This window comes from Streptomyces sp. NPDC056835, from assembly GCF_042789485.1.
Taxonomy (GTDB): Bacteria; Actinomycetota; Actinomycetes; order Streptomycetales; family Streptomycetaceae; genus Streptomyces.
The window spans coordinates 1-18,412 of record NZ_JBHUBB010000021.1 but is presented as its reverse complement, the minus strand read 5'-3'; the positions used below and the strand labels follow the sequence as shown (position 1 = coordinate 18,412).

General features: G+C 65.0%; 23 protein-coding genes. 18 read left to right on the top strand and 5 right to left on the bottom strand.

What is annotated here, in order from left to right:
* Window positions 1–112 precede the first annotated feature (112 nt).
* The 8 genes from eno (at window position 113) to ACFRMN_RS23580 (ending at window position 6,126) form a co-directional block, all read left to right on the top strand.
* Window positions 113–1,402, top strand: a complete 1,290-nt coding sequence (eno, locus tag ACFRMN_RS23615; RefSeq protein ID WP_365973840.1) for a phosphopyruvate hydratase — start codon at window positions 113–115, stop codon at window positions 1,400–1,402.
* 137 nt (window positions 1,403–1,539) lie between these two features.
* Window positions 1,540–2,013, top strand: a complete 474-nt coding sequence (locus ACFRMN_RS23610) for a septum formation initiator family protein (RefSeq protein ID WP_383022572.1) — start codon at window positions 1,540–1,542, stop codon at window positions 2,011–2,013.
* 54 nt (window positions 2,014–2,067) lie between these two features.
* Complete coding sequence (locus ACFRMN_RS23605) at window positions 2,068–2,619, top strand: DUF501 domain-containing protein (RefSeq protein ID WP_383022571.1); 552 nt, start codon at window positions 2,068–2,070, stop codon at window positions 2,617–2,619.
* Window positions 2,616–3,605: an exopolyphosphatase gene (locus tag ACFRMN_RS23600; protein ID WP_383022569.1), complete on the top strand. Its 990-nt coding sequence runs from the start codon at window positions 2,616–2,618 to the stop codon at window positions 3,603–3,605. The genes ACFRMN_RS23605 and ACFRMN_RS23600 overlap by 4 nt, the downstream gene beginning before the upstream one ends.
* Before the next feature lie 471 nt (window positions 3,606–4,076).
* Window positions 4,077–4,337, top strand: coding sequence for a hypothetical protein (locus tag ACFRMN_RS23595; RefSeq protein ID WP_383022568.1), 261 nt, complete (start codon window positions 4,077–4,079; stop codon window positions 4,335–4,337).
* Window positions 4,309–4,836, top strand: a complete 528-nt coding sequence (locus tag ACFRMN_RS23590; protein ID WP_383022567.1) for a DUF6879 family protein — start codon at window positions 4,309–4,311, stop codon at window positions 4,834–4,836. The genes ACFRMN_RS23595 and ACFRMN_RS23590 overlap by 29 nt, the downstream gene beginning before the upstream one ends.
* A 23-nt stretch (window positions 4,837–4,859) precedes the next feature.
* A complete protein-coding gene (locus ACFRMN_RS23585) occupies window positions 4,860–5,711 on the top strand; it encodes a helix-turn-helix domain-containing protein (protein ID WP_383022565.1) in 852 nt (283 codons plus the stop codon).
* Window positions 5,712–5,775: 64 nt separating this feature from the next.
* Window positions 5,776–6,126, top strand: a complete 351-nt coding sequence (locus tag ACFRMN_RS23580; protein ID WP_383022564.1) for a cupin domain-containing protein — start codon at window positions 5,776–5,778, stop codon at window positions 6,124–6,126.
* Here the strand turns inward: ACFRMN_RS23580 and ACFRMN_RS23575 are convergent.
* Entirely contained in the window at window positions 6,105–6,335 is a 231-nt protein-coding gene (locus ACFRMN_RS23575; RefSeq protein ID WP_383022562.1) for a DUF397 domain-containing protein, read from the bottom strand. The two genes, ACFRMN_RS23580 and ACFRMN_RS23575, sit on opposite strands and share 22 nt — an antisense overlap.
* Window positions 6,332–7,165, bottom strand: a complete 834-nt coding sequence (locus ACFRMN_RS23570; RefSeq protein WP_383022561.1) for a helix-turn-helix domain-containing protein — start codon at window positions 7,163–7,165, stop codon at window positions 6,332–6,334. The genes ACFRMN_RS23575 and ACFRMN_RS23570 overlap by 4 nt, the downstream gene beginning before the upstream one ends.
* Window positions 7,166–7,346: 181 nt before the next feature.
* Here ACFRMN_RS23570 and ACFRMN_RS23565 point away from each other — a divergent pair, with 181 nt between their 5' ends.
* The 3 genes from ACFRMN_RS23565 to ACFRMN_RS23555 are packed head-to-tail and all read left to right on the top strand — an operon-like array spanning window position 7,347 to window position 7,877.
* A complete protein-coding gene (locus tag ACFRMN_RS23565) occupies window positions 7,347–7,493 on the top strand; it encodes a hypothetical protein (protein WP_383022559.1) in 147 nt (48 codons plus the stop codon).
* Window positions 7,483–7,689: a hypothetical protein gene (locus ACFRMN_RS23560; protein ID WP_383022557.1), complete on the top strand. Its 207-nt coding sequence runs from the start codon at window positions 7,483–7,485 to the stop codon at window positions 7,687–7,689. Before ACFRMN_RS23565 ends, ACFRMN_RS23560 begins: the two co-directional genes overlap by 11 nt.
* Window positions 7,686–7,877, top strand: coding sequence for a hypothetical protein (locus tag ACFRMN_RS23555; RefSeq protein ID WP_383022556.1), 192 nt, complete (start codon window positions 7,686–7,688; stop codon window positions 7,875–7,877). Before ACFRMN_RS23560 ends, ACFRMN_RS23555 begins: the two co-directional genes overlap by 4 nt.
* Before the next feature lie 107 nt (window positions 7,878–7,984).
* Here ACFRMN_RS23555 and ACFRMN_RS23550 read toward each other — a convergent pair whose 3' ends face one another.
* Window positions 7,985–8,395: an SRPBCC family protein gene (locus ACFRMN_RS23550; RefSeq protein ID WP_383022554.1), complete on the bottom strand. Its 411-nt coding sequence runs from the start codon at window positions 8,393–8,395 to the stop codon at window positions 7,985–7,987.
* Window positions 8,396–9,231: 836 nt separating this feature from the next.
* Here ACFRMN_RS23550 and ACFRMN_RS23545 point away from each other — a divergent pair.
* The 3 genes from ACFRMN_RS23545 (at window position 9,232) to ACFRMN_RS23535 (ending at window position 12,335) form a co-directional block, all read left to right on the top strand.
* Window positions 9,232–10,872, top strand: coding sequence for a recombinase family protein (locus ACFRMN_RS23545; RefSeq protein WP_383022553.1), 1,641 nt, complete (start codon window positions 9,232–9,234; stop codon window positions 10,870–10,872).
* A gap of 420 nt (window positions 10,873–11,292) precedes the next feature.
* Entirely contained in the window at window positions 11,293–11,913 is a 621-nt protein-coding gene (locus tag ACFRMN_RS23540) for an HNH endonuclease (protein WP_383022551.1), read from the top strand.
* Window positions 11,914–11,957: 44 nt separating this feature from the next.
* Entirely contained in the window at window positions 11,958–12,335 is a 378-nt protein-coding gene (locus tag ACFRMN_RS23535; RefSeq protein WP_383022550.1) for a hypothetical protein, read from the top strand.
* Between the two features lie 221 nt (window positions 12,336–12,556).
* On the opposite strand, the gene ACFRMN_RS23530 is transcribed toward ACFRMN_RS23535, so the two are convergent.
* Entirely contained in the window at window positions 12,557–13,117 is a 561-nt protein-coding gene (locus ACFRMN_RS23530) for a hypothetical protein (protein WP_383022548.1), read from the bottom strand.
* Between the two features lie 665 nt (window positions 13,118–13,782).
* Between ACFRMN_RS23530 and ACFRMN_RS23525 the strand changes: the two genes are divergently transcribed.
* Window positions 13,783–14,280 (top strand): phage terminase small subunit P27 family, encoded by a 498-nt coding sequence (locus ACFRMN_RS23525; protein ID WP_383022546.1) that lies wholly within the window; start codon window positions 13,783–13,785, stop codon window positions 14,278–14,280.
* Between the two features lie 45 nt (window positions 14,281–14,325).
* A complete protein-coding gene (locus ACFRMN_RS23520; protein ID WP_383022545.1) occupies window positions 14,326–15,261 on the top strand; it encodes a major capsid protein in 936 nt (311 codons plus the stop codon).
* 68 nt (window positions 15,262–15,329) lie between these two features.
* On the opposite strand, the gene ACFRMN_RS23515 is transcribed toward ACFRMN_RS23520, so the two are convergent.
* On the bottom strand, window positions 15,330–16,670 hold the full coding sequence (locus ACFRMN_RS23515) for a tetratricopeptide repeat protein (RefSeq protein ID WP_383022543.1): 1,341 nt from the start codon (window positions 16,668–16,670) through the stop codon (window positions 15,330–15,332).
* A 546-nt stretch (window positions 16,671–17,216) separates the two neighbouring features.
* Between ACFRMN_RS23515 and ACFRMN_RS23510 the strand changes: the two genes are divergently transcribed.
* The gene (locus ACFRMN_RS23510) at window positions 17,217–17,429 is read left to right on the top strand and encodes a hypothetical protein (protein WP_383022541.1); all 213 of its coding nucleotides are present in this window, start codon (window positions 17,217–17,219) and stop codon (window positions 17,427–17,429) included.
* 487 nt (window positions 17,430–17,916) lie between these two features.
* Complete coding sequence (locus ACFRMN_RS23505; RefSeq protein WP_383022540.1) at window positions 17,917–18,279, top strand: hypothetical protein; 363 nt, start codon at window positions 17,917–17,919, stop codon at window positions 18,277–18,279.
* Window positions 18,280–18,412 lie beyond the last annotated feature (133 nt).

The window sequence follows — 18,412 nt, the reverse complement described above, 5'->3', positions numbered from 1 at the left end:
TCGTCTTAGGTGGCGGGCACCGGCCGACCGATCACCCCGCGCCGGATAGTCTCGTGTCGCAAGGCCAATGAGACCCTGCACTCCAAGCGTCACATCCCAGAAGGAGATGCTCGTGCCGTCCATCGACGTCGTCGTAGCCCGGGAAATCCTCGACTCCCGAGGCAACCCCACGGTCGAGGTCGAGGTCGGCCTCGACGACGGCAGCACGGGTCGTGCTGCTGTCCCCTCCGGTGCCTCCACCGGTGCGTTCGAGGCCCTTGAGCTCCGCGACGGTGACCAGAACCGCTACCAGGGCAAGGGTGTCGAGAAGGCCGTCCTCGCCGTCATCGAGCAGATCGGCCCGGAGCTGGTCGGGTACGACGCCACCGAGCAGCGCCTGATCGACCAGGCGATGTTCGACCTGGACGCCACCCCGGACAAGTCGTCGCTCGGCGCCAACGCCATCCTCGGCGTCTCCCTCGCCGTCGCGCACGCCGCCTCCGAGGCCTCGGACCTCCCGCTCTTCCGCTACCTCGGCGGCCCGAACGCGCACCTGCTGCCCGTTCCGATGATGAACATCCTGAACGGCGGCTCGCACGCCGACTCCAACGTGGACATCCAGGAATTCATGATCGCCCCGATCGGCGCGGAGTCCTTCTCCGAGGCCCTGCGCTGGGGCGCCGAGGTCTACCACACCCTCAAGAAGGTCCTGAAGCAGAAGGGCCTCTCCACCGGCCTCGGCGACGAGGGCGGCTTCGCGCCGAACCTGGAGTCCAACCGCGCCGCGCTCGACCTCATCCTCGAAGCGATCAAGGAAGCCGGTTACGTCCCCGGCCGCGACATCGCGCTCGCTCTCGACGTCGCCGCGTCCGAGTTCTACAAGGACGGCTCGTACGAGTTCGAGGGCAAGTCCCGCTCGGCCGCCGAGATGACCGAGTACTACGAGGAGCTTGTCGCCTCGTACCCGCTCGTCTCCATCGAGGACCCGCTCTTCGAGGACGACTGGGCCGGCTGGAAGGTCCTCACGGACAAGCTCGGCTCCAAGGTCCAGATCGTCGGCGACGACCTGTTCGTCACCAACCCGGAGCGCCTTGCGCGCGGTATCGAGGAGGGCTCGGCCAACGCCCTGCTCGTCAAGGTCAACCAGATCGGTTCGCTGACCGAGACCCTGGACGCCGTCGAGCTGGCCCAGCGCAACGGCTTCAAGTGCATGATGTCCCACCGCTCCGGTGAGACCGAGGACGTCACCATCGCCGACCTCGCCGTCGCCACCAACTGCGGCCAGATCAAGACCGGCGCCCCGGCCCGCTCCGAGCGCGTCGCCAAGTACAACCAGCTGCTGCGCATCGAGGAGATCCTTGACGACGCGGCGGTGTACGCGGGCCGCAGCGCGTTCCCGCGCTTCCGCTCCGCGAACGGTTAAGAGGACGCGCTCCTCCTGATCCTGTGGATACGAGGGCGAGGGGCGGCCCCGCCCGTCGTCCGTACGTCCCCGGTCGCGGTCCCGTACCGTGTCCGGGGACGTACGTACAACAGGGGACGTAACAGGGGAGGCGAGCCATGGCCGGGAATCGGGACCGGTTCTCCACCGCGACCAGGCTGCGACTGCTCGGCGAGCAGACGGCCGCCCGGGTCTACCGCTCGCAGAACCGCAGGCAGGACCGCCGCTCCCGGCTCACCGGCCGGGCCGCCTTCCTCGCCCTGGTCGTGTGCACACTGGTGGTGGCGCTCGCGTATCCGATGCGGCAGTACGTGTCGCAGCGGAACGAGATCGCCGACCAGCAGCGGCTGACCCGCGAGGCGAAGAAGCGGGTCGAGGAGCTGCGCGACGAGAAGGCGAGGCTCCAGGACGACGCGTACATCCAGCGGCTGGCCCGGGAACACCTGCATTACGTGATGCCGGGGGAGACCGGTTACATCGTGATCGACCCGGATGTGAGCGAGCAGCGCCGCGAGGAGCGGGGGGCGACGGACCGCCCCTGGTACTCGAACGTGCTGGACGGCGTGGACAACGCGGACCGCCAGGACAGATAGCCAGACAGAACACCCTAAGTGCACCCGAGAACCGCAGAACATACCTAGGCAGGCATGGACACGCCCCCTCCGCAGACCGAACGCACGGAACCCACCGAGGCGGACGTCGCGGCATTCAAAGAACAGCTCGGACGGCCGCCACGCGGACTGCGCGCCATCGCGCACCGCTGCCCCTGCGGCCTGCCGGACGTGGTCGAGACCGCTCCACGGCTCCCCGACGGCACCCCCTTCCCGACGACGTACTACCTCACCTGCCCGCGCGCGGCCTCGGCCATCGGCACGCTGGAGGCGAACGGCGTCATGAAGGAGATGACCGAGCGCCTGGCGACCGACCCCGAGCTGGCCGCCGCGTACCGCGCGGCCCACGAGGACTACATCGCCCGCCGTGACGCCATCGAGGTCCTGGAGGGCTTCCCGAGCGCCGGCGGTATGCCGGACCGGGTGAAGTGCCTGCATGTCCTGGTCGGCCACTCGCTGGCGGCGGGGCCCGGGGTGAACCCGCTGGGCGACGAGGCGATCGCGATGCTGCCGCAGTGGTGGGCGAAGGGCCCCTGCGTGACGCCGTGCGTGTCCGGCCCGTCCGACGTCGAGGGGGATACGGAATGACCAGGGTCGCCGCCATCGACTGCGGTACGAACTCGATCCGCCTGCTCGTCGCCGACGCAACTGTGTCCGACAGCGCCTCCGGCGCGGGTGAGACGGGTGAACTGGCCGACCTCGACCGCCGGATGAAGATCGTCCGCCTCGGTCAGGGCGTGGACAGGACGGGCCGGCTCGCCCCCGAGGCGCTGGAACGTACCTTCGCCGCCTGCCGGGAGTACGCGGCCGTCATCAAGGAACACGGCGCCGAGCGCGTCCGCTTCGTCGCCACCTCCGCCTCACGCGACGCCGAGAACCGCGACGAGTTCGTCAGCGGGGTCCTGGACATCCTGGGCGTGGAGCCCGAGGTGATCACCGGCGACCAGGAGGCGGCCTTCTCCTTCACCGGCGCGACGAAGGAGCTGGGCCCGATCGACGGGGACAGCTACCTGGTCGTGGACATCGGCGGCGGCTCGACCGAGTTCGTCGTCGGCGACGATCACGTACGTGCCGCGCGCTCCGTGGACATCGGCTGCGTACGGCTGACCGAGCGTCACCTCGTACGGGACGGCGTCGTCAGCGACCCACCCACCGCTACCGAAATCGCCGCGATCCGCGCCGACATCGAGGCGGCCCTGGACCTGGCCGAACAGACGGTCCCGCTGCGCGAGGCCCGCACCCTGGTCGGACTGGCCGGTTCCGTGACCACGGTCGCCGCGATCGCGCTCGGCCTGACCGAGTACGACTCCGCCGCGATCCACCACTCCGTGATCCCGTACGACCAGGTCGAGGAGATCACCACCCGCCTCCTCCACGCCACCCACGAGGAACGCGCCGCGATCCCCGTCATGCACCCGGGCCGGGTGGACGTCATCGGCGCGGGCGCCCTCGTACTCCTCACGATCATGGAACGGACCGGCGCCCAGGAGGTCGTGGTCAGCGAACACGACATCCTGGACGGGATCGCCTGGGCGGCGGCGGAAGAGATCCATGACGCCGCAAAGCGCGACTGAACCTGCGGTGATGTCTGACATACAGCGGCCCCGGTACCTCCGCGGTACCGGGGCCGAGCTGTCTCCGGCGGCCGAGCTACCTTGTGGCGATCACGATGCGGGAGCGCAGAGGCTCGGCCCTCAGCGCGTCGGCGAACTGCCACGAGTACGCCGTGACCTCCACGCTCGGGCAGTAGGTGAGTGATCAGGAAGGACGACGGGCGTTCGGTCGGGGCGAAGTCGTCGACGACGCGCGCGAAGTAGGCGTCCAGCCGGGCGCGCTCGAACTGTTCCATGGACTCACTTCCCTTGATGGTCAGACCCTGACGGTAGAGAGGTGATGCTCACTGCTTCCAGCGATGTGCATCGATGTTCACGCCAACGTGTTTCCACTGTCCTTCTGTCCTTCGGCTGATTGATGTCCTTGACGCGGAACCTTCGGAGGAGGACTGTTGTGCACATCCGTGCACAACAAGAGCGCCGGAGGCGGCGATGAAACTACGGTTCATCGGCATCGACCCCAACACCGGTACGGGGGAGAGCCCGACCGTGTGGGTCGACGAAAGTACGAGTGAACTGATCATTCAGGGATGGAAGCCAGGGCCGGAACTCGAAGCGGAGTGCTCTGTGTTCGAGCTGCCAGGACACGCGATGGGCATCCCCGATCACGAGGCAGTCATCCGGATTCCGGCCCGCATGGTGCCGTTCTTGAGGAAGGCGTGTGATGTCGCAGAAGGTACCGAGCTTCGCTGAACTCCTCGACGGCGCACAGCAGACGGCCTGTCATCTGGAAATGCGCGACGCATACGGGGTGGACAGCGAGGCCGGCGATTTCGCGCGCTGGAAAGCGACGGGGCAACGCGACATCGACCCAGGCTCTCCCTATTGGGGGCCGTGGGTCGAGTTGATCCGACGCGCGGTGACGCGCGGTGTCGTGGTTCGCCGGGTCCGCATCGTCTCCGAACCGGTCAGCGACTACATCCGCTACGAGCACGCGGGAACGCCCGTCAACCTGGAGGCGGGCGAGCAGGTTCGATGGCTGGCGCGCCGTCGAGCCTCTGATGTGGCCTTGCCCGGCAACGACTTCTGGCTCATCGACGGGCGGCTGATCCGCTGGAACCACTTCACCGGAGACGGGGCATCGGCGGGCGGGGAGATGAGCGACGATCCTGCGACGGCGAGGCTGTGTGCCGATGCCTTCGAAGTGGTGTGGGAGCGCGCCGTGCCCCATGAGAACTACACGATCAACTAGCCCAAAGGTCATCAGGCCGGCTCATGCCCGAATCCCCTTCGTCCTCAGCACAGGCTGCCCGCGAGCGCGTCGCCGGCCGGCTGCGAGTTCTCCGCGCCGAGGCGGGGCTCACAGGCAGTGAGCTGGCCGCGCGCTGTGGCTGGACCCATCCGAAGACGTCACGCATCGAGAACGCGCGGACTCCGCCCTCCCCGGACGACATCCGACGGTGGTGCAAGGCCTGCGACGCGGTGAATCAGGCCCCGGACATCATCGCGCAGTCCCTCAACGCGGAGTCTCAGTTCGTCGAGTGGCAACGCCGGGTACGCGCCGGGCTTCGGCACCTGCAAGACAGCTATGTGCGACTGTACGAGTCGACCGAGCTGTTTCGGGTCTACTCGCCGAACCTCATTCCGGGGCTGTTGCAGACGGAGGGTTACGCGCGTGCTCTCCTCAGCGGCAGTGCGCGTCTGCTCGATGTCCCGGATGATGCGAAGCAGGCCGCCGCGGCGCGAGTCGCGCGCTCGGAGATCATCAACAAGGCCGGACACCGCTTTGTCCTCGTCATCGAAGAGTCCTCGCTCTACCACCAGTTGGGGGACCACGACGCCATGGCGGCCCAACTCGGCTACCTGCTCACGGCGGGGGCCCTTCCAGCGGTGTCACTGGGCATCATTCCGAGCGCTACGCCGGCCAGGAGTCTCTTCCCGCAGGAGCTGTTCCACATGTACGACGACACCCTCGTCTCAGTCGAGCTGATCTCGGCCCGAGTGACGCACACGCAGCCGAGCGAGATCGCTCTGTACACGAAGGCGTTCGAGACGCTGCGGAGTATGGCGGTGTACGGGGCAGGCGCCCGTGCGCTGATCGTGCGGGCAATCGACGCGCTGCGTTGACGCGCTCCGCTACTTCGAGGCGAGCCGTTGAGTTGACAGACGAGTGAGGGAGCGGAGGGCACGGATGAAGGACATGCATGAGTTCCTCGACGCGGCTGACCTGCCGTGGAGGGACGTCGACGGGCAGCCCGGCGTCACGGAACGGGTGCTCAGCTCGGCCCCGGGCGACGCGGGGGAGCTGACTCGTCTTGCCCGCTGGGCCCCGGGCCTGGACACCTCTGAGGCGGGGATCATCCGGCACGAGTACTACGAAGAGGTCTACCTCCTCGAAGGCGAACTGCACGACCTGACGTTGGACGCCACGTTCACGGCGGGTTACTACGCGTCGCGGCCACCGGGGATGCCGCACGGGCCGTACCGGACGGAGACGGGCTGCACGATGCTGGAGATCCGCTACTGGCCGGCGTCTGCGTAGGCGGTGGCGTGAGTGGTGGCGAAGGCTACGAAGTCGGTCCAGGCGTGGGGGGTGACGGTGAGGTGGGGGAGGTGGGGGGCTTTGCTGTCACGGATGGGGACGAGGTCGTGGGCGTGGGCGTGGGAGGGGGACCACTCGACGCAGTTGCCGCCTTCGCCGCTGGTGTAGCTCGACTTGACCCACACAGTGGGCGTGGGGTTGAGATTCACAGTGACTCCATGTGCTTTCTGATGACGGCAGCGCTCTCCCGTGCCGAGAGCGCCTCGCTGGTCAGATCATCGCAGGCACTCATCGCTGGCCGGACATGTTCTTGATCTTCGTGGATGCTCGACGTACGGAATGCCTCAACGCAGACCGCAGTCATATGGTTTGGCGCTGTCAGGAGTGTGATCGGCCCATCCATGAGGAGATGCGCCTCCGCGTCGAGCGGCAGTACTTGAAGGCGTGTGGTGTGCCGTTCGCCGTGCCCAAGGAGTACTGCCAGTTGCTCACGCATCATGTCGCGACTCCCGAAGCGACGGCGGATTACAGATTCACAGAGCACAACGCGAACGGTCGGCGGCGCGTCACCCCGTAGAAGTTCCTGCCGAGCGAGTCGCGCTCTTGCCATGCCTGCGAGCTCTTCGTCGGTCGCCCGTGGATTGCTGGAGCGGAACAGTCGACGGGCATACTCGGCAGTCTGAAAGAGGCCGGGGATGAGGGTGGGTGACCACTCGAAGATGGCTGTGGCTTGACGTTCCATGGCCATACGGCGACGGAACAGAGCCGGGAAGGACTGGTTGACCACCTCTTCGTACAGCCGCTTGAAGTGTCCGTCCGTCCCAAAGATCTGATCGAACAGCGCGGGCAAGTGGCTGGCGATCGGCGGAACTCCGGCTTCGATGCGGCTGATGGTGGATTTTGACGTATGTGACAACCTCCCCAGGTCAGATTGCGAGAGCCTGCCTGCTTTCCGCTGCTTGCGGGCGTTACGCAACGCCTCACCGAATGCCCGGCGCGGGTTGCTGGCCGTGCTGTAAACGCCGTGTTGCCCTGTCACAAGGATCCCCCTTGACCACTGGCTTGGGAATGACAGCCACCCGCCGTTTTCATGCAGGTCAGGCGCTCGAAGGCAGACCAGAGCGCCCAACGCGCAGGTCGGACGGTGAGGCACTTCCCAAGCTAGCGCGACTCGTCGCACTCTGAACACGGTTCGTAACTAATCGTAAGAAGGGTGCGACGTGGTGGATCCGACCGAAGAGACCGACGAGGACTTCTGGCGACTCGTCCCCGAGTGGGTGCCGCGCGACGGATACGCGACAGCAACCCCCGCGCTGATGCGCGAAGTTGAGGCCGGACTGATGCGGCGGTTGTCCGATGACGACTAGCGACGCACGGCGTCTTCTGTCCCTGCTGATCGCCACGTTCGGCGCGGACGGCGCGCTCCTTGTGTGGAAGGAACCGCTCGGCGGGGAGGGCGTGGGGCAGGCCCCTCGTGGCGACGAGCCCGCCGGTGGGTCGCCCGAAGAACTCAGCGCGCGGCTGGCGGAACGCAACAAGTGGAGCAGCAGGGGTGGCGTATGAAGCGCGCGTGGCGCTGGTTCATGGGCGGGCTCTCCGTCCCTGTACGGCTCGTCAGCCCACGCCGACGGCGTGCTCACCGGGAGTACAAGCGCTGGGAAGCGCTGTTCGCCTACCAGGAGCCGGACGAAGCGGCTCTGTACGAGCGGATCTTCGGCTATCCGCCGCCGGGGACGAGGGAGCGCGAGTGACGCGCGTCGCCGCGATCGCGGTCACCATTGGCGCGAGCCTCTGGGTGATTGTCGTGGCCCTCATGCTGGGCCGGCTGTGAGGGCCACACGCTCACCCTGGGCGGTTGCTATGCGCGCTCCAGCACGCGCTTGAGTGTGGTGAGGTCGGCGAGTACCGCGTCCGCGTCGCGTTGGAAGTCCTCGTCACTCATCCCCGCCCGTCGGCGAAGAGTGAACACCACCTCGGACCCGATGCCGTCGGCGATCACTCGCACCGGGTTATAGACGATCTCTCCCGAGGGCAAGGTGACATCGTGATCGAGTACACCAAGCTCGTTCTCCGGCACGAAGGCGACCGAGACCCGCCCCATGGGTGACGACTCCGCGATCCATTGCCCGTTGATCTTGGTGATGGAGCCCCCCAGCCCGCGAGCCCACTCGGGCAGGTTGGAGGGGTTCGACGCGTAGTCGTAGACCGCCCTGACAGGGCGATCGATGTGGGTGCTGATGTGGCGCGAGGCCGAGGCGGTGGTCTCCATGGCCGTGATGGTACGAAGCCACTGTCCACGTCGTATTGAACGAATCGGTCGCGGTCGCGCCGCGCGGCGGGGTAGTCGGGGTGGGCCGGGGGGTTGGGTGGCGGGTGGGGGCCGCCCCTGAGCTCTGAGTTTCGCGGTTCCGGGCCGGGCGTCAAGGGCGCTCCTTCGTCGCGTCGGCAAGCCGATGGCCTGCGGCCACCCTTGACCCCCGCCCCTCCACCGCAAGTGCAGCTTTGAGGGGGGCGGCCCCGGGGGGAGGGGGCCCCGGAGGGGATCCGTAGGTGGAGCCGGTCCGTTGCCGACCTCGGGTGGTGGGCCCTGCGGGGCTGCGCGGCAGTGGAGTGGGGCGGCCCGGCCTCGGCTCAGCGGGCAGGCGTGGGTGGGTGGTTGGGACTCATGCCCCGCCGCCGGGGTCCGTTGTCGGCTGCACCTGTTGGCTGGGGCTGACGAGCCCGCCGCCCGTCCCCTATGTCCCAGTCTGGAAGGGGCTTTGGGGAGTCCTCCGGCCGGTGATGCGTCCTGAGGTCGGTTAAGTCGTCCCCAGGACACATCACCGCCTCTGACCGGCCCACTCGGCGCCTCACCAGTCACACCTGTCCCCTCACCCGCACACCCTCACCAGCGGGGCATGAGTCCCGGCCGCTTCCCGACCGTCAGTCGCTTTGCCGGGGCCGGGCCGCCCCACTCCACTGCCGCGCAGACCAACCACCGGACCAGCGGTCGGCAACCGGCCCCCGGAACAACCGAGCTTCCCCGGGGACCCCTCCCCCAGTAGGTCCAACACTCTGGGACTTGCTCGGATAGCGGACCGTTTCCGCAGGTCACAGGGGTTTTACATGGCTACAGCGGTGCGCACCGGGAAACCTTCGGCCTCCCGCAAGGGTATGGACAACGTACCGAGCACACTCGACAATCGCCCCGAAGTCGACCTGTTGCTGAGAAAGTCCAAGGTCGTCCGCGAGGGGGAACGCGCCCTCTCCATCCGCGCACAGGAAGAGCGGGGCCGTGCGTGGGCCGAGGAGAACGGATACCGCGTCCGCCAGATCTGGAAGGAAAACCTCTCCGCCTGGTCGGATGTGAAGCGTCCGAAGTACGACGCGGCCATGGACGCCGTACTCAACGGTGAAGTGACCTGTCTGTGGGTGTACGCGCTCGACAGGTTCAGCCGCAAGGGCGCCGAAGCGGTCGTACCGATCCTCGGCAAAGCCCGCGTCATCTTCGACTACGAACGTCTTGACTCCATGGACGAGCGGGACCGCCGTTGGATCATCGACCGTGCGGAGAACGCGCGTGAGTACTCGCAGCGTCTGTCACACAACGTCCGCAGCACCAAGGCCAAGCAGCGCAACGAGGGACGCTGGCTCGCACGCGCCCCGTTCGGCCTGGTCGCCGACCCCGCCACGCGCAAGCTCTCCCCGGACCACACCCCCTACATCTGCCTGGTCGAGGGGAAGCGGGAAGTCACGCCGTGGCAGGTAGTCGTGCGCATCTACAACGGGATCGCCGAGGGCATGTCGGCGCGAGCCGTATCCCGTGCGTTCAACGCCGAAGGGATCGTGTCCGCCACGGGTAAGGCATGGACCGGTGCCACCATCCGGGCCATCCTCGTGCACCCCGTCTACGAAGGGTGGCTCACCCTCACGAACGCGGGGAAGATCCCGGCGCACTACCTCAACAGCATGGGCGAGCGGGTCCGCTGTGTCACAGACGATGTGCTGCCCCAGATGATCCCCGCCGATCTCGCCGCACGCGCCCGCCGGCTCGTGAGCGGACACCAGATGTTCAACACCGCCGAGCCCCAGACAGGACGCCGGGTCCACCCGCTCACCGGGCTGCTGCGGTGCGCCGACTGCGGGCACGCGATGTCGATTAGCGGCGGGTCTTACGAGTGCCAGTACTACTCAGGCGGCGGAGCCTGCAACAAACCTGCATCTGCTTCCCGCCCCCCGCTGGAGCGGTACATCGTCGAGGCATGGGCCGCACGGCTCCACGGCGCCGACGATGACGACGAACTGATGATCGCCGTGGCCGAACGCTGGCAGGCACTCACCCGCCCCGACGAGACGCAGGAGATCAAGGACGCACGGGCGGAACTCAAGGCAGCGCAAGCCAAGCTGGACAAGTTCCACGCAGACGACGCCGCAGACTTCTACACGGGCCGCTCTGCGCGGTACCGCATCCCTCACAAGGTCGCTGCGGAGAAGCGCCTCGATGCTGCCGAGGAACGCATCCGGGAACTCACCGGGGGCACCCGGGTTGACGTGTCGTTCGTCGTCAACGGCGAAGCACTGAAGGTGTGGGAGGCAGCAGACCCCGGAATGCGACAAGACCTCTTGGCCCTCGCCATCGACAGCGTGACCGTGACCAAGTCCCCCAAGCAGGGAGGCAAGTTCAACGGCGACGAACGCGTGACCATCGTGTGGGCAACCCCGGAAGGCGCGGAGCCCGACGCAGACGAGTTCGAGCAAGCCGCGTAACAGCCCCTGTCGGCCCGAGACAGCCCCGGTTGGCCCGCGTGACCACCGGGGCTGTCTGCTGCCTGCCCTTGGGCCCCGCCGGTCGTCCTCAGCCGACTGGCCAACAGCGGGGCGAGGGGTGATGGAGTGACGGTTTACACCACTTTTTTAGAACACGTAGAAAAAATATAAGAGAAGAGAGACCGGACCAGCGTTCGGCACAACGCCACGGCTTAGCACTCCGGGAAACCCTCGCTCTCCCGTACAGAGTGGAAGGGGAACGGAGACGGCCCCGCAAAGCCCCTCGGGGCTCGGGAAACCTCCGCCCTCCCTTAATACCGAGAGCGGGATTACCGCGCACCCACCCGAGGGAGACACCGGCGGACTGAGTACCCGCGCTCTCTCAGCGTTGCCCGTGCACCACGCACCCCCGTTGCTCGGGTGGCCGCTGGGGTCGTGAGGCAACGCGCGGGGACCGCACCGCCCATCAGTAACCACCCCTTGACCGGGGGTGCCGAACGGGGTTGCAAGCTCGTGTGGTCTCCCCAACGTGTCCGGACCGGCACCAACCGGCGAGGACAACGCACGCCGACTGACCCAACGGCCAGAGGTGCGCGGTACCGGCCCCCTCGGGGAGATCCGTACGCACTCCGCAGAGTTCCCGAGTTCGAGTCTCGGGGCGGGCACACCACAACGACCCACCAGGGGGACGCACATGCGCTGTATCGACTGCACCGAGCCCGCGCCCATCGGGGCCGCTGCAAGACGCACCACGGGGCGTACGAGGGTCGTTCGAACGTCCGTTCCCGACGAGTACGGGGTAGGCGACGGGCGACCCGTCGGGACGCTGCTGCGAGGCTCCGCCGGCGAGTGCAGGAACGGGGCTCGGCCTGGTGCGACTGGTGCTTGGGCGACTTCCCCGCAGACGGGGTGGACGTCGACCATGTGCGCCCGCTCGCCCTCGGCGGGGAAGACACCGACAGCAATGTGCAAGTGCTGTGTCACGGGTGCCACGTGGTGAAGACGCGCACAGAGTTCGGGGATATACATCACTCGAAATGATGGTTCTGCGTGTTGGCGAGAACGTGCGCCCGTAGGCTTTTCTCATGCAGACACATGTAATGAATCTTGCTGCATCCTACAGTGCACTCGATGCCTTATTGATCGTCGTGGCTGTTGTGGTGGGGTTGGTCTACTGCGTGATCTTCATCATCTCCCCGTCTCATGGTCTCGCTATCGGATTCCTCGCTGTCTCCTGCTTCACAGTTGGATACTTCGGCGCTGTGACACTAGGCGGAAGCCGAACAGTGGGGTACGTGAGCGGTGGCTCCGTATTTGTAGTCGCCTATCTGGTGTGTGCTCACTTCTACTTTAAGGAGGTGGATCGGATCAGGGAGAATCGACAACTGGAGTGGGAATACCGGGTGAAAGAAGCGAAGAAGGGCTCCGCGGGCTCGGATCGATATTGGAACACCTATGATTAAGGGTCGCGCTAAGTGCAACATGGGAACTCTCTATTTGAGATTAGACCCCGGACAGCGCTCCGCCTCCGAAAACCCCGCCCCCCTTGCTCGGTCCCCGGGTGCCCCGAGCTGACCACGGGTGGCCGTTGTGCGGTCCGGACATGGCTCCGCCCCGGTGCGGGCGCGAATGGCTCGTACCGGGGCGGACGGGGCGCGGGCGCCGCAGCCACACCACGCAGTGGCTACACGCAAGGAACCTTGATGTTCAGGGTCTCCTTTCCGCTGTTAATCCTCAGTGAGGAAACATCGTCAGCTCCATACAGAGGGCCGACCTGCGTGTAGGTGCGCGTTACTGTGCGGTTGCCGCACCTGATGCCCTGCTTGATGGTCGTTGTGTCTCCGCCGCCGTGCGTGACTTGCTTTTTCTTGTGCGAGTAGGAGATCGATTCTTTGCTGTTGATCTGAACTGTCCCGACAGCAGTCCAATTAGCCGGAAAGCGCTCGCTGGGCTCGCCCCACACATTGGACAGCATCAAATATGCAGCTTGTTCCTTGGTGTGCGTCATAATGTGCCAAGCGTCCGTCCGCCAGCCCAGGCAGGTTCGCACTTTACCCCTCACGAGTCCGGAAGGGCTTTGGTACTCCGCCCACGATGAGCAGTAATCTCCCTTTTTTGCGGTTCCTTCAGCAGCTGCGGCGGTAGACGCACCAGCGCTCTGTACGAGCAGCGTCGAGCCCAGCGCCAATCCCATTCCGATCATCTGCCCCTTACGGGAAAATGAGCGAATGCCTGCGAAGTTCATGATTCCTGCCTTCCGATAAGCGAGAACCGTTCGTTGGGTCCTCGCCCGGAGCATGTCTCAAAGCGGATTCTGTCTGGTAGTAGTTCACGCCCCCTGTCACCCGCATGGGTGTCGAAGAATCGTTCCTCTGTCCCGGTTCGAAAGGTGAGCCCCCCCATGCCCCGACGACCCCGCCCCCCGTGCTCTGTCCCCGGGTGCCCCGAACTGACCTCTGGTGGCCGCTGTGCGGCGCATGAGCGGGAAGCGACCGCGCAGCGCGTGACGCCAGGAACGAGTGCATACGGGCCCGTGTGGCCGCGCGTCCGCCGCGCGTACCTGTACGCGAATCCGTGGTGTGTGCTGTGTGGTCGTGGCGCGTCGGTTGCCGACCATTTTCCGCTGTCGCGAAAGCAGTTGATCGCGCAGGGAGCCGTGAATCCGGATGCTGCGAAGCATCTGCGTCCGCTGTGCACGTCGTGCCATAACCGCGAGACCGCACGCAAACAACCTGGTGGATTTGCTGCGGAAGCGCGTTCCCGTCGCGAAGCCGGCGAGCGTCCGCCTTTCTGACCAGGGCGGGTGCCCCCTTCCCCTCCTGAGATTGCACGGCAGGGAGGCAAAAAACTCTCGCCGGAGCTGTAGGCGTTTTTGGGCGCCCTTTTGAACCAGCAGAAAAGTGAGAATTCATGGCCGACCGATACAGACCCGCATCCGCCATGCAGCGGACACGCGAGGGAAACCCGTCAAAGACACCGATCAAAGAGGGAGTGGTAATCCCTCGCGCGATCCTTGCCGAACCGGACTGGTCCGGAGTGTTCGCGCCCTCGCCGTTTGTCGAAGTGGAAACGGCCAACGCACGATGCCGGGAAGTCGCATCGCAAGAATGGCGACGCGTCGTGCCCGTGCTGGAAGTCGCCGCCGGTATCGGCGAAGTGGACCACGCCACCGTCAAAGATCTGTGCGTGTGCGTCGCCCGTATCGACCAGGCCGAACGGGACCTTTCAGAGCGCGGGCTCATGGTGACCGCAGAGCGCGGAACGGTGAAGAACGGCGCGGCCACCATCGCAGCGCAGTACCGGACGCAGCTTGCCCGGTACATCCGCGAATTGGGTCTCTCGCCGAGTGCGCGAACCGCAATTACAGCGCCGGAATCCGATGATGATGATTCGGATATCTGGGATTGATCGCCGACTCGTCAACCACACTGAAGACAACTAGGAGAAACAACTATGGCTCTTACGCTCGCTGAATCAGCCAAGCTCACTCAGGACATGCTCAAGCTCGGCGTAATCGAAATGTTCGTTCAGGAATCGCCGATCCTCGATCGGCTGCCGCTTATCGACGTCCAGGGGAGCGCGTACAAGTACAACGAAGAATCCAAGCTGCCGGGTGTTGCCTTCCGGGCTGTGAACGAGGCATACCCGGAGAGTGTTGGTGCGGTTAATCAGCGGATTGAAACCCTTGCCATCCTCGGCGGTGACGCGGATGTCGACAAGTTCATTGTCCAGACGCGAAGCAACCTCAATGAGCAGCGCGCCATTCACACGCACATGAAGATCAAGGCAGCGTCAATTCATTTCTCCGATCAGTTCTTCAACGGTGACATCATGGTCAACCCGAAGGGTTTTGACGGTCTCCGAAAGAGACTGATCGGATCACAGGTGGTAGACGCCGAGAGGACGTCCCCTGTGGCGGATGGATACGCCTTCTTTGATACGCTGGATTCCCTGATCGGTCGGGTTCGCGGACTCAGCGGAGCAAACGGAGCCATCTATACCAACAGCGAGATAATCGCCAAGATCAAGTCTGGATTCCGGCGACTGGGCGGCAGCGAACTCCTCATGAGCGAGATCAGGGGAAAGCTTGCTCCCACATGGAACGGGATTCCCCTCCTGGACGCCGGCCAGAATCTCGACGGTACGGACGTGATCCCGCTTACGACTGGTGAGGACGGTAAGGAGACCAGCGACATGTACGCCGTCCGTTTCGGCGCTTCCGAAGCGGACACCGGGGTAACCGGTCTCACCAACGGCGGGATTCAGGCAACCAATTTGGGTGAGGCTCACGAAAAGCCGGTCTATCGAACCCGGATTGATTTCTATTGTGGACTCGCCATGTTCGGCGGTAAGGCTGCCGCGCGCCTTACCGGAGTCCTGAACGGCTGACCGCCTCACAGGGCCCCCGTGCTCGTCTCCCTTGACCGGGGCGGCGGGCGCGGGGGCTTTTCTTCAGTTCAGGCCCTGTACGTTTGGGGCACAATTAGTCGCGCCCGCTCGTAAGTGTCGCGAGCTACATGATTCTTAAGGTGTGGCTTTGCCAGTTGCAACAGATTACGCATTCGCTGATCCGCTCTTCCTGATTGGACGAGCGGATAGTCATCCAATGCATTGTTCCACGTGGCGCATGCGGCTTCCAAATGCCCAACTGTGAATTGACGTTCGGCGAGGATGGCGCGCTCTTTAACGCGTGTTCGCCGATAGATGTCGTAGCGGAGGTTGTCAGACTGCTGCATTGCCTCTACCGCCCCCACCATATCGCCAAGCTCGTACCGAACTTGACTGGTGTGGTAGTTCAATGCCGCCGGGTCGTAGGAGCCGAAAATCTTTTGCTGAGATTCAGCTTTATCCATTGCCACTTCGGCCTCTCGCAGGTACATAAAGGAATTCGACCGATCTCCGATCTGCGCTGCGGCATGGGCTTGTTGCCCAGCCAGGAAAGCGCGCATCCTAGGGCCTGCTTGCGGGGAAGCTGCTGCGGCAGCATCTGCCAGGCGCATTGCGGTCTTTCCGTGGCCTAGATCAACAGCCTGAACACTCATGCCTCGCAGTGTGGTGCAGTAGGTCAGATGATCCTCTGATGCTCCTGCTAGTTCCAGGGCTTTCAAGTAATACTGCTGCGCCAATCCGTGAAGTCCCTCATCTACAGCCATGTATCCGGTGAGATAGCACAAGTCCGAGGCTGCCGACATCATTGCTTTGCGGACTCCCTCCGGAGCGTCCGCCTTAAGGTATGGGGTAACCGTATTCACGAGGAATGCCGCCGCCATTGGTCGGGCATGGCGGCCTCCAAATTGGTCATCGAGTTCCGACACCTTCTCCGTCATAGCGATGACCATTTCGACTTCATGCATTCCTATGCGCTGCACTTTTCCGGTCTGGACGGCTTCCATTCGCCCCACGACGTCCGGCCAGTTCGGGATAGTGAGAGCGACAGAGAATAGGCTTGCTCCGACAACACTTCGGCGGGACGGGTCCACGTCATGCCTCCCCAGGTCGATCAGCCCTTCCACCGTACTCGGATGGGCGTTCGACTCATTGGAGGGCGAGGGAAACCCCGCCTCGGCGTGCGTGATCGGGCGGAGCAGCCTCCGGGCGAACGCCTCCAGGATGAGCGGTCGTACACCCTCTTTGGGCATGTGCCCCTTCAACCACTGGTGGATCGAGGGTTCCTGGTACTTGAGCGGTGTTCCGTGTTCGGTTCCGATGCGGTTGATCGCTTGGGCGAGTTGGCGCATCGTCCACCCGCTCTCGCGGTACAGCCGTTCGAGTGCCGTGTTCGGCTCCGGTGTCTTCACTGGTCCCAACTCCCCGCGCAGATGGCTCTTAAGGGTCTTAAGTCCTGCCGCTGTAACCAGCGTAGCGCTGTGAGTAGTCGTCAAGTTGCCTAGAGCGTGCCGAGCTCACTTCAGGAGGCGGGGCGGTCATGAACCACCAGGGGACACCAGTAAGGGCACCCACGAGCGTTGCCGACGAGTTGTGCGCGCTGATAGCGGTCGGCGGCTTCTGGAGGCTCGCTCCGGCATGGTCCCCCGGGTGGTTTCACGACGCCAGCGAGATTTCCACTGCGGCTTGCAACGACGTTGTTGATCGCCTTGTGCCGGAGATCGGTGAGGAATGCTGAGTCCTCATGATGTACCTGAGGGCGGCAACCCGCCGATCGTGTCGGCGCTCAAGTGGCCTCCGTGTGAGTGTCCGTGGGACGCGTGCGCCGAGCGACCGCAGGTGAGAACGAGCGACCACGAGCCGGAACGTGTCGACGACAGGTCGAACAGTCCCACCATGGAACGCCTTCGTCCCCTTCTGGAGAGGCGGAATCACCAGGCCAACGGGGGACGTTGGTCGTGACCGGAAAACCTCCATTCGATCCTGTCAGAGAGTTTGCAGTAGTTGAGCGGCGCTGCGGTGCCCTGCAAGCAGCTATTGAGAAGGCACTCGCAGAGCAACAGCCGTTGCATACCCGACTGCTTCTTACTGATCTTCAGAAGCTGAACGATGCGGCGTTCTACGAGAGCGTCTTCGGCTGTCCACCACCGAAAAAGGGCCGGGAAGAGTGAGCGACGGAGAGTGCGCGAAGTGCGCGGAACTAACAGCCAGGAAGAAGGCCGCCGAAGAATCTCGGGACCAGACCACAGTCACCGACTGCGTGGGATTGCTCCGCCGCCACCCGCAACACGACAAGCTCCCCGTCGCAGGGCCCCTTGCCGAGCATTGGGCGTGGTGGTGAATGCCCCCGGCTACACCCCGTGAACTCCGTTCCCGCTGAAAACCGAACCTGGGCCCCAGCCCTCGCGCTTCCCGGCGGGAACGGTACAACCCCGTGCTGATCGCCCCCTTCCAACGGGGACGGACGGCGGCCAGCACGGGCGGGGGATGGAGGCGGGCTCTGCCTGAGCATCCCCGGCAGCGGCCCCGTCCGTGCGTCACCCCCGGCGCATGGGCGGGGCTTCTCATCACCATCGAACGTGAAACGCCCCGACAGACCGCTTAGGACCGGTCCGCCGGGGCTCCGACCGAACAGCTTTCTGAGGAGCTGAACGACGTATGCGCGATGTTATCGCCCGTGCCCTGGTGTGGGTGCTGCGGCTGCTGCTGCCCGCCCGTGGAAGACACACCGCCGAGCACCCCGCCCCGGTGGAGACGCCGACACCCCAGCCCGCCGTCAATCCGTGGTCTAAGCCCTGGACGAGCCCGACGCGTGAGCAAGCACAAGAACTGTTCCGGCTACAGGCGGAAACCACCATGGAACTCGGCATCGTTCAACGAGAACGGCGCGCGGCTGTACTCCTCGCAGACATCGGCATCGACTACCCGTACACCTACGACGGAGCCCCCTTCCCCGCCGCCGCGTTCGTCCAGCCGCAAACCCGGACAGCCATGAACACCACCGGGCGCCGCATCGCGTAGCCCCACCTCAGACTGCAAACCAGCCCCGTCCGGCCACAGGCGAATTCGAGGGGTCGTTGCAACACCGTGGTCGGTTGATCAGGCCGCGAGCAGTTTAGACAGGCGCTCGGCTGGGGTTTCCCAGCCGAGCGTT

Coding starts and splice junctions, on each gene's coding strand:
- ACFRMN_RS23610 (WP_383022572.1), top strand. CDS start 1,540: ATGGCCGGGAATCGGGACCGGTTCTCCACCGCGACCAGGCTGCGACTG.
- ACFRMN_RS23590 (WP_383022567.1), top strand. CDS start 4,309: ATGTCGCAGAAGGTACCGAGCTTCGCTGAACTCCTCGACGGCGCACAG.
- ACFRMN_RS23585 (WP_383022565.1), top strand. CDS start 4,860: ATGCCCGAATCCCCTTCGTCCTCAGCACAGGCTGCCCGCGAGCGCGTC.
- ACFRMN_RS23600 (WP_383022569.1), top strand. CDS start 2,616: ATGACCAGGGTCGCCGCCATCGACTGCGGTACGAACTCGATCCGCCTG.
- ACFRMN_RS23535 (WP_383022550.1), top strand. CDS start 11,958: ATGCAGACACATGTAATGAATCTTGCTGCATCCTACAGTGCACTCGAT.
- ACFRMN_RS23550 (WP_383022554.1), bottom strand. CDS start 8,395: ATGGAGACCACCGCCTCGGCCTCGCGCCACATCAGCACCCACATCGAT.
- ACFRMN_RS23525 (WP_383022546.1), top strand. CDS start 13,783: ATGGCCGACCGATACAGACCCGCATCCGCCATGCAGCGGACACGCGAG.
- ACFRMN_RS23530 (WP_383022548.1), bottom strand. CDS start 13,117: ATGAACTTCGCAGGCATTCGCTCATTTTCCCGTAAGGGGCAGATGATC.
- ACFRMN_RS23560 (WP_383022557.1), top strand. CDS start 7,483: ATGACGACTAGCGACGCACGGCGTCTTCTGTCCCTGCTGATCGCCACG.
- ACFRMN_RS23520 (WP_383022545.1), top strand. CDS start 14,326: ATGGCTCTTACGCTCGCTGAATCAGCCAAGCTCACTCAGGACATGCTC.
- ACFRMN_RS23505 (WP_383022540.1), top strand. CDS start 17,917: ATGCGCGATGTTATCGCCCGTGCCCTGGTGTGGGTGCTGCGGCTGCTG.
- ACFRMN_RS23595 (WP_383022568.1), top strand. CDS start 4,077: ATGAAACTACGGTTCATCGGCATCGACCCCAACACCGGTACGGGGGAG.
- ACFRMN_RS23605 (WP_383022571.1), top strand. CDS start 2,068: ATGGACACGCCCCCTCCGCAGACCGAACGCACGGAACCCACCGAGGCG.
- ACFRMN_RS23555 (WP_383022556.1), top strand. CDS start 7,686: ATGAAGCGCGCGTGGCGCTGGTTCATGGGCGGGCTCTCCGTCCCTGTA.
- ACFRMN_RS23545 (WP_383022553.1), top strand. CDS start 9,232: ATGGCTACAGCGGTGCGCACCGGGAAACCTTCGGCCTCCCGCAAGGGT.
- ACFRMN_RS23580 (WP_383022564.1), top strand. CDS start 5,776: ATGAAGGACATGCATGAGTTCCTCGACGCGGCTGACCTGCCGTGGAGG.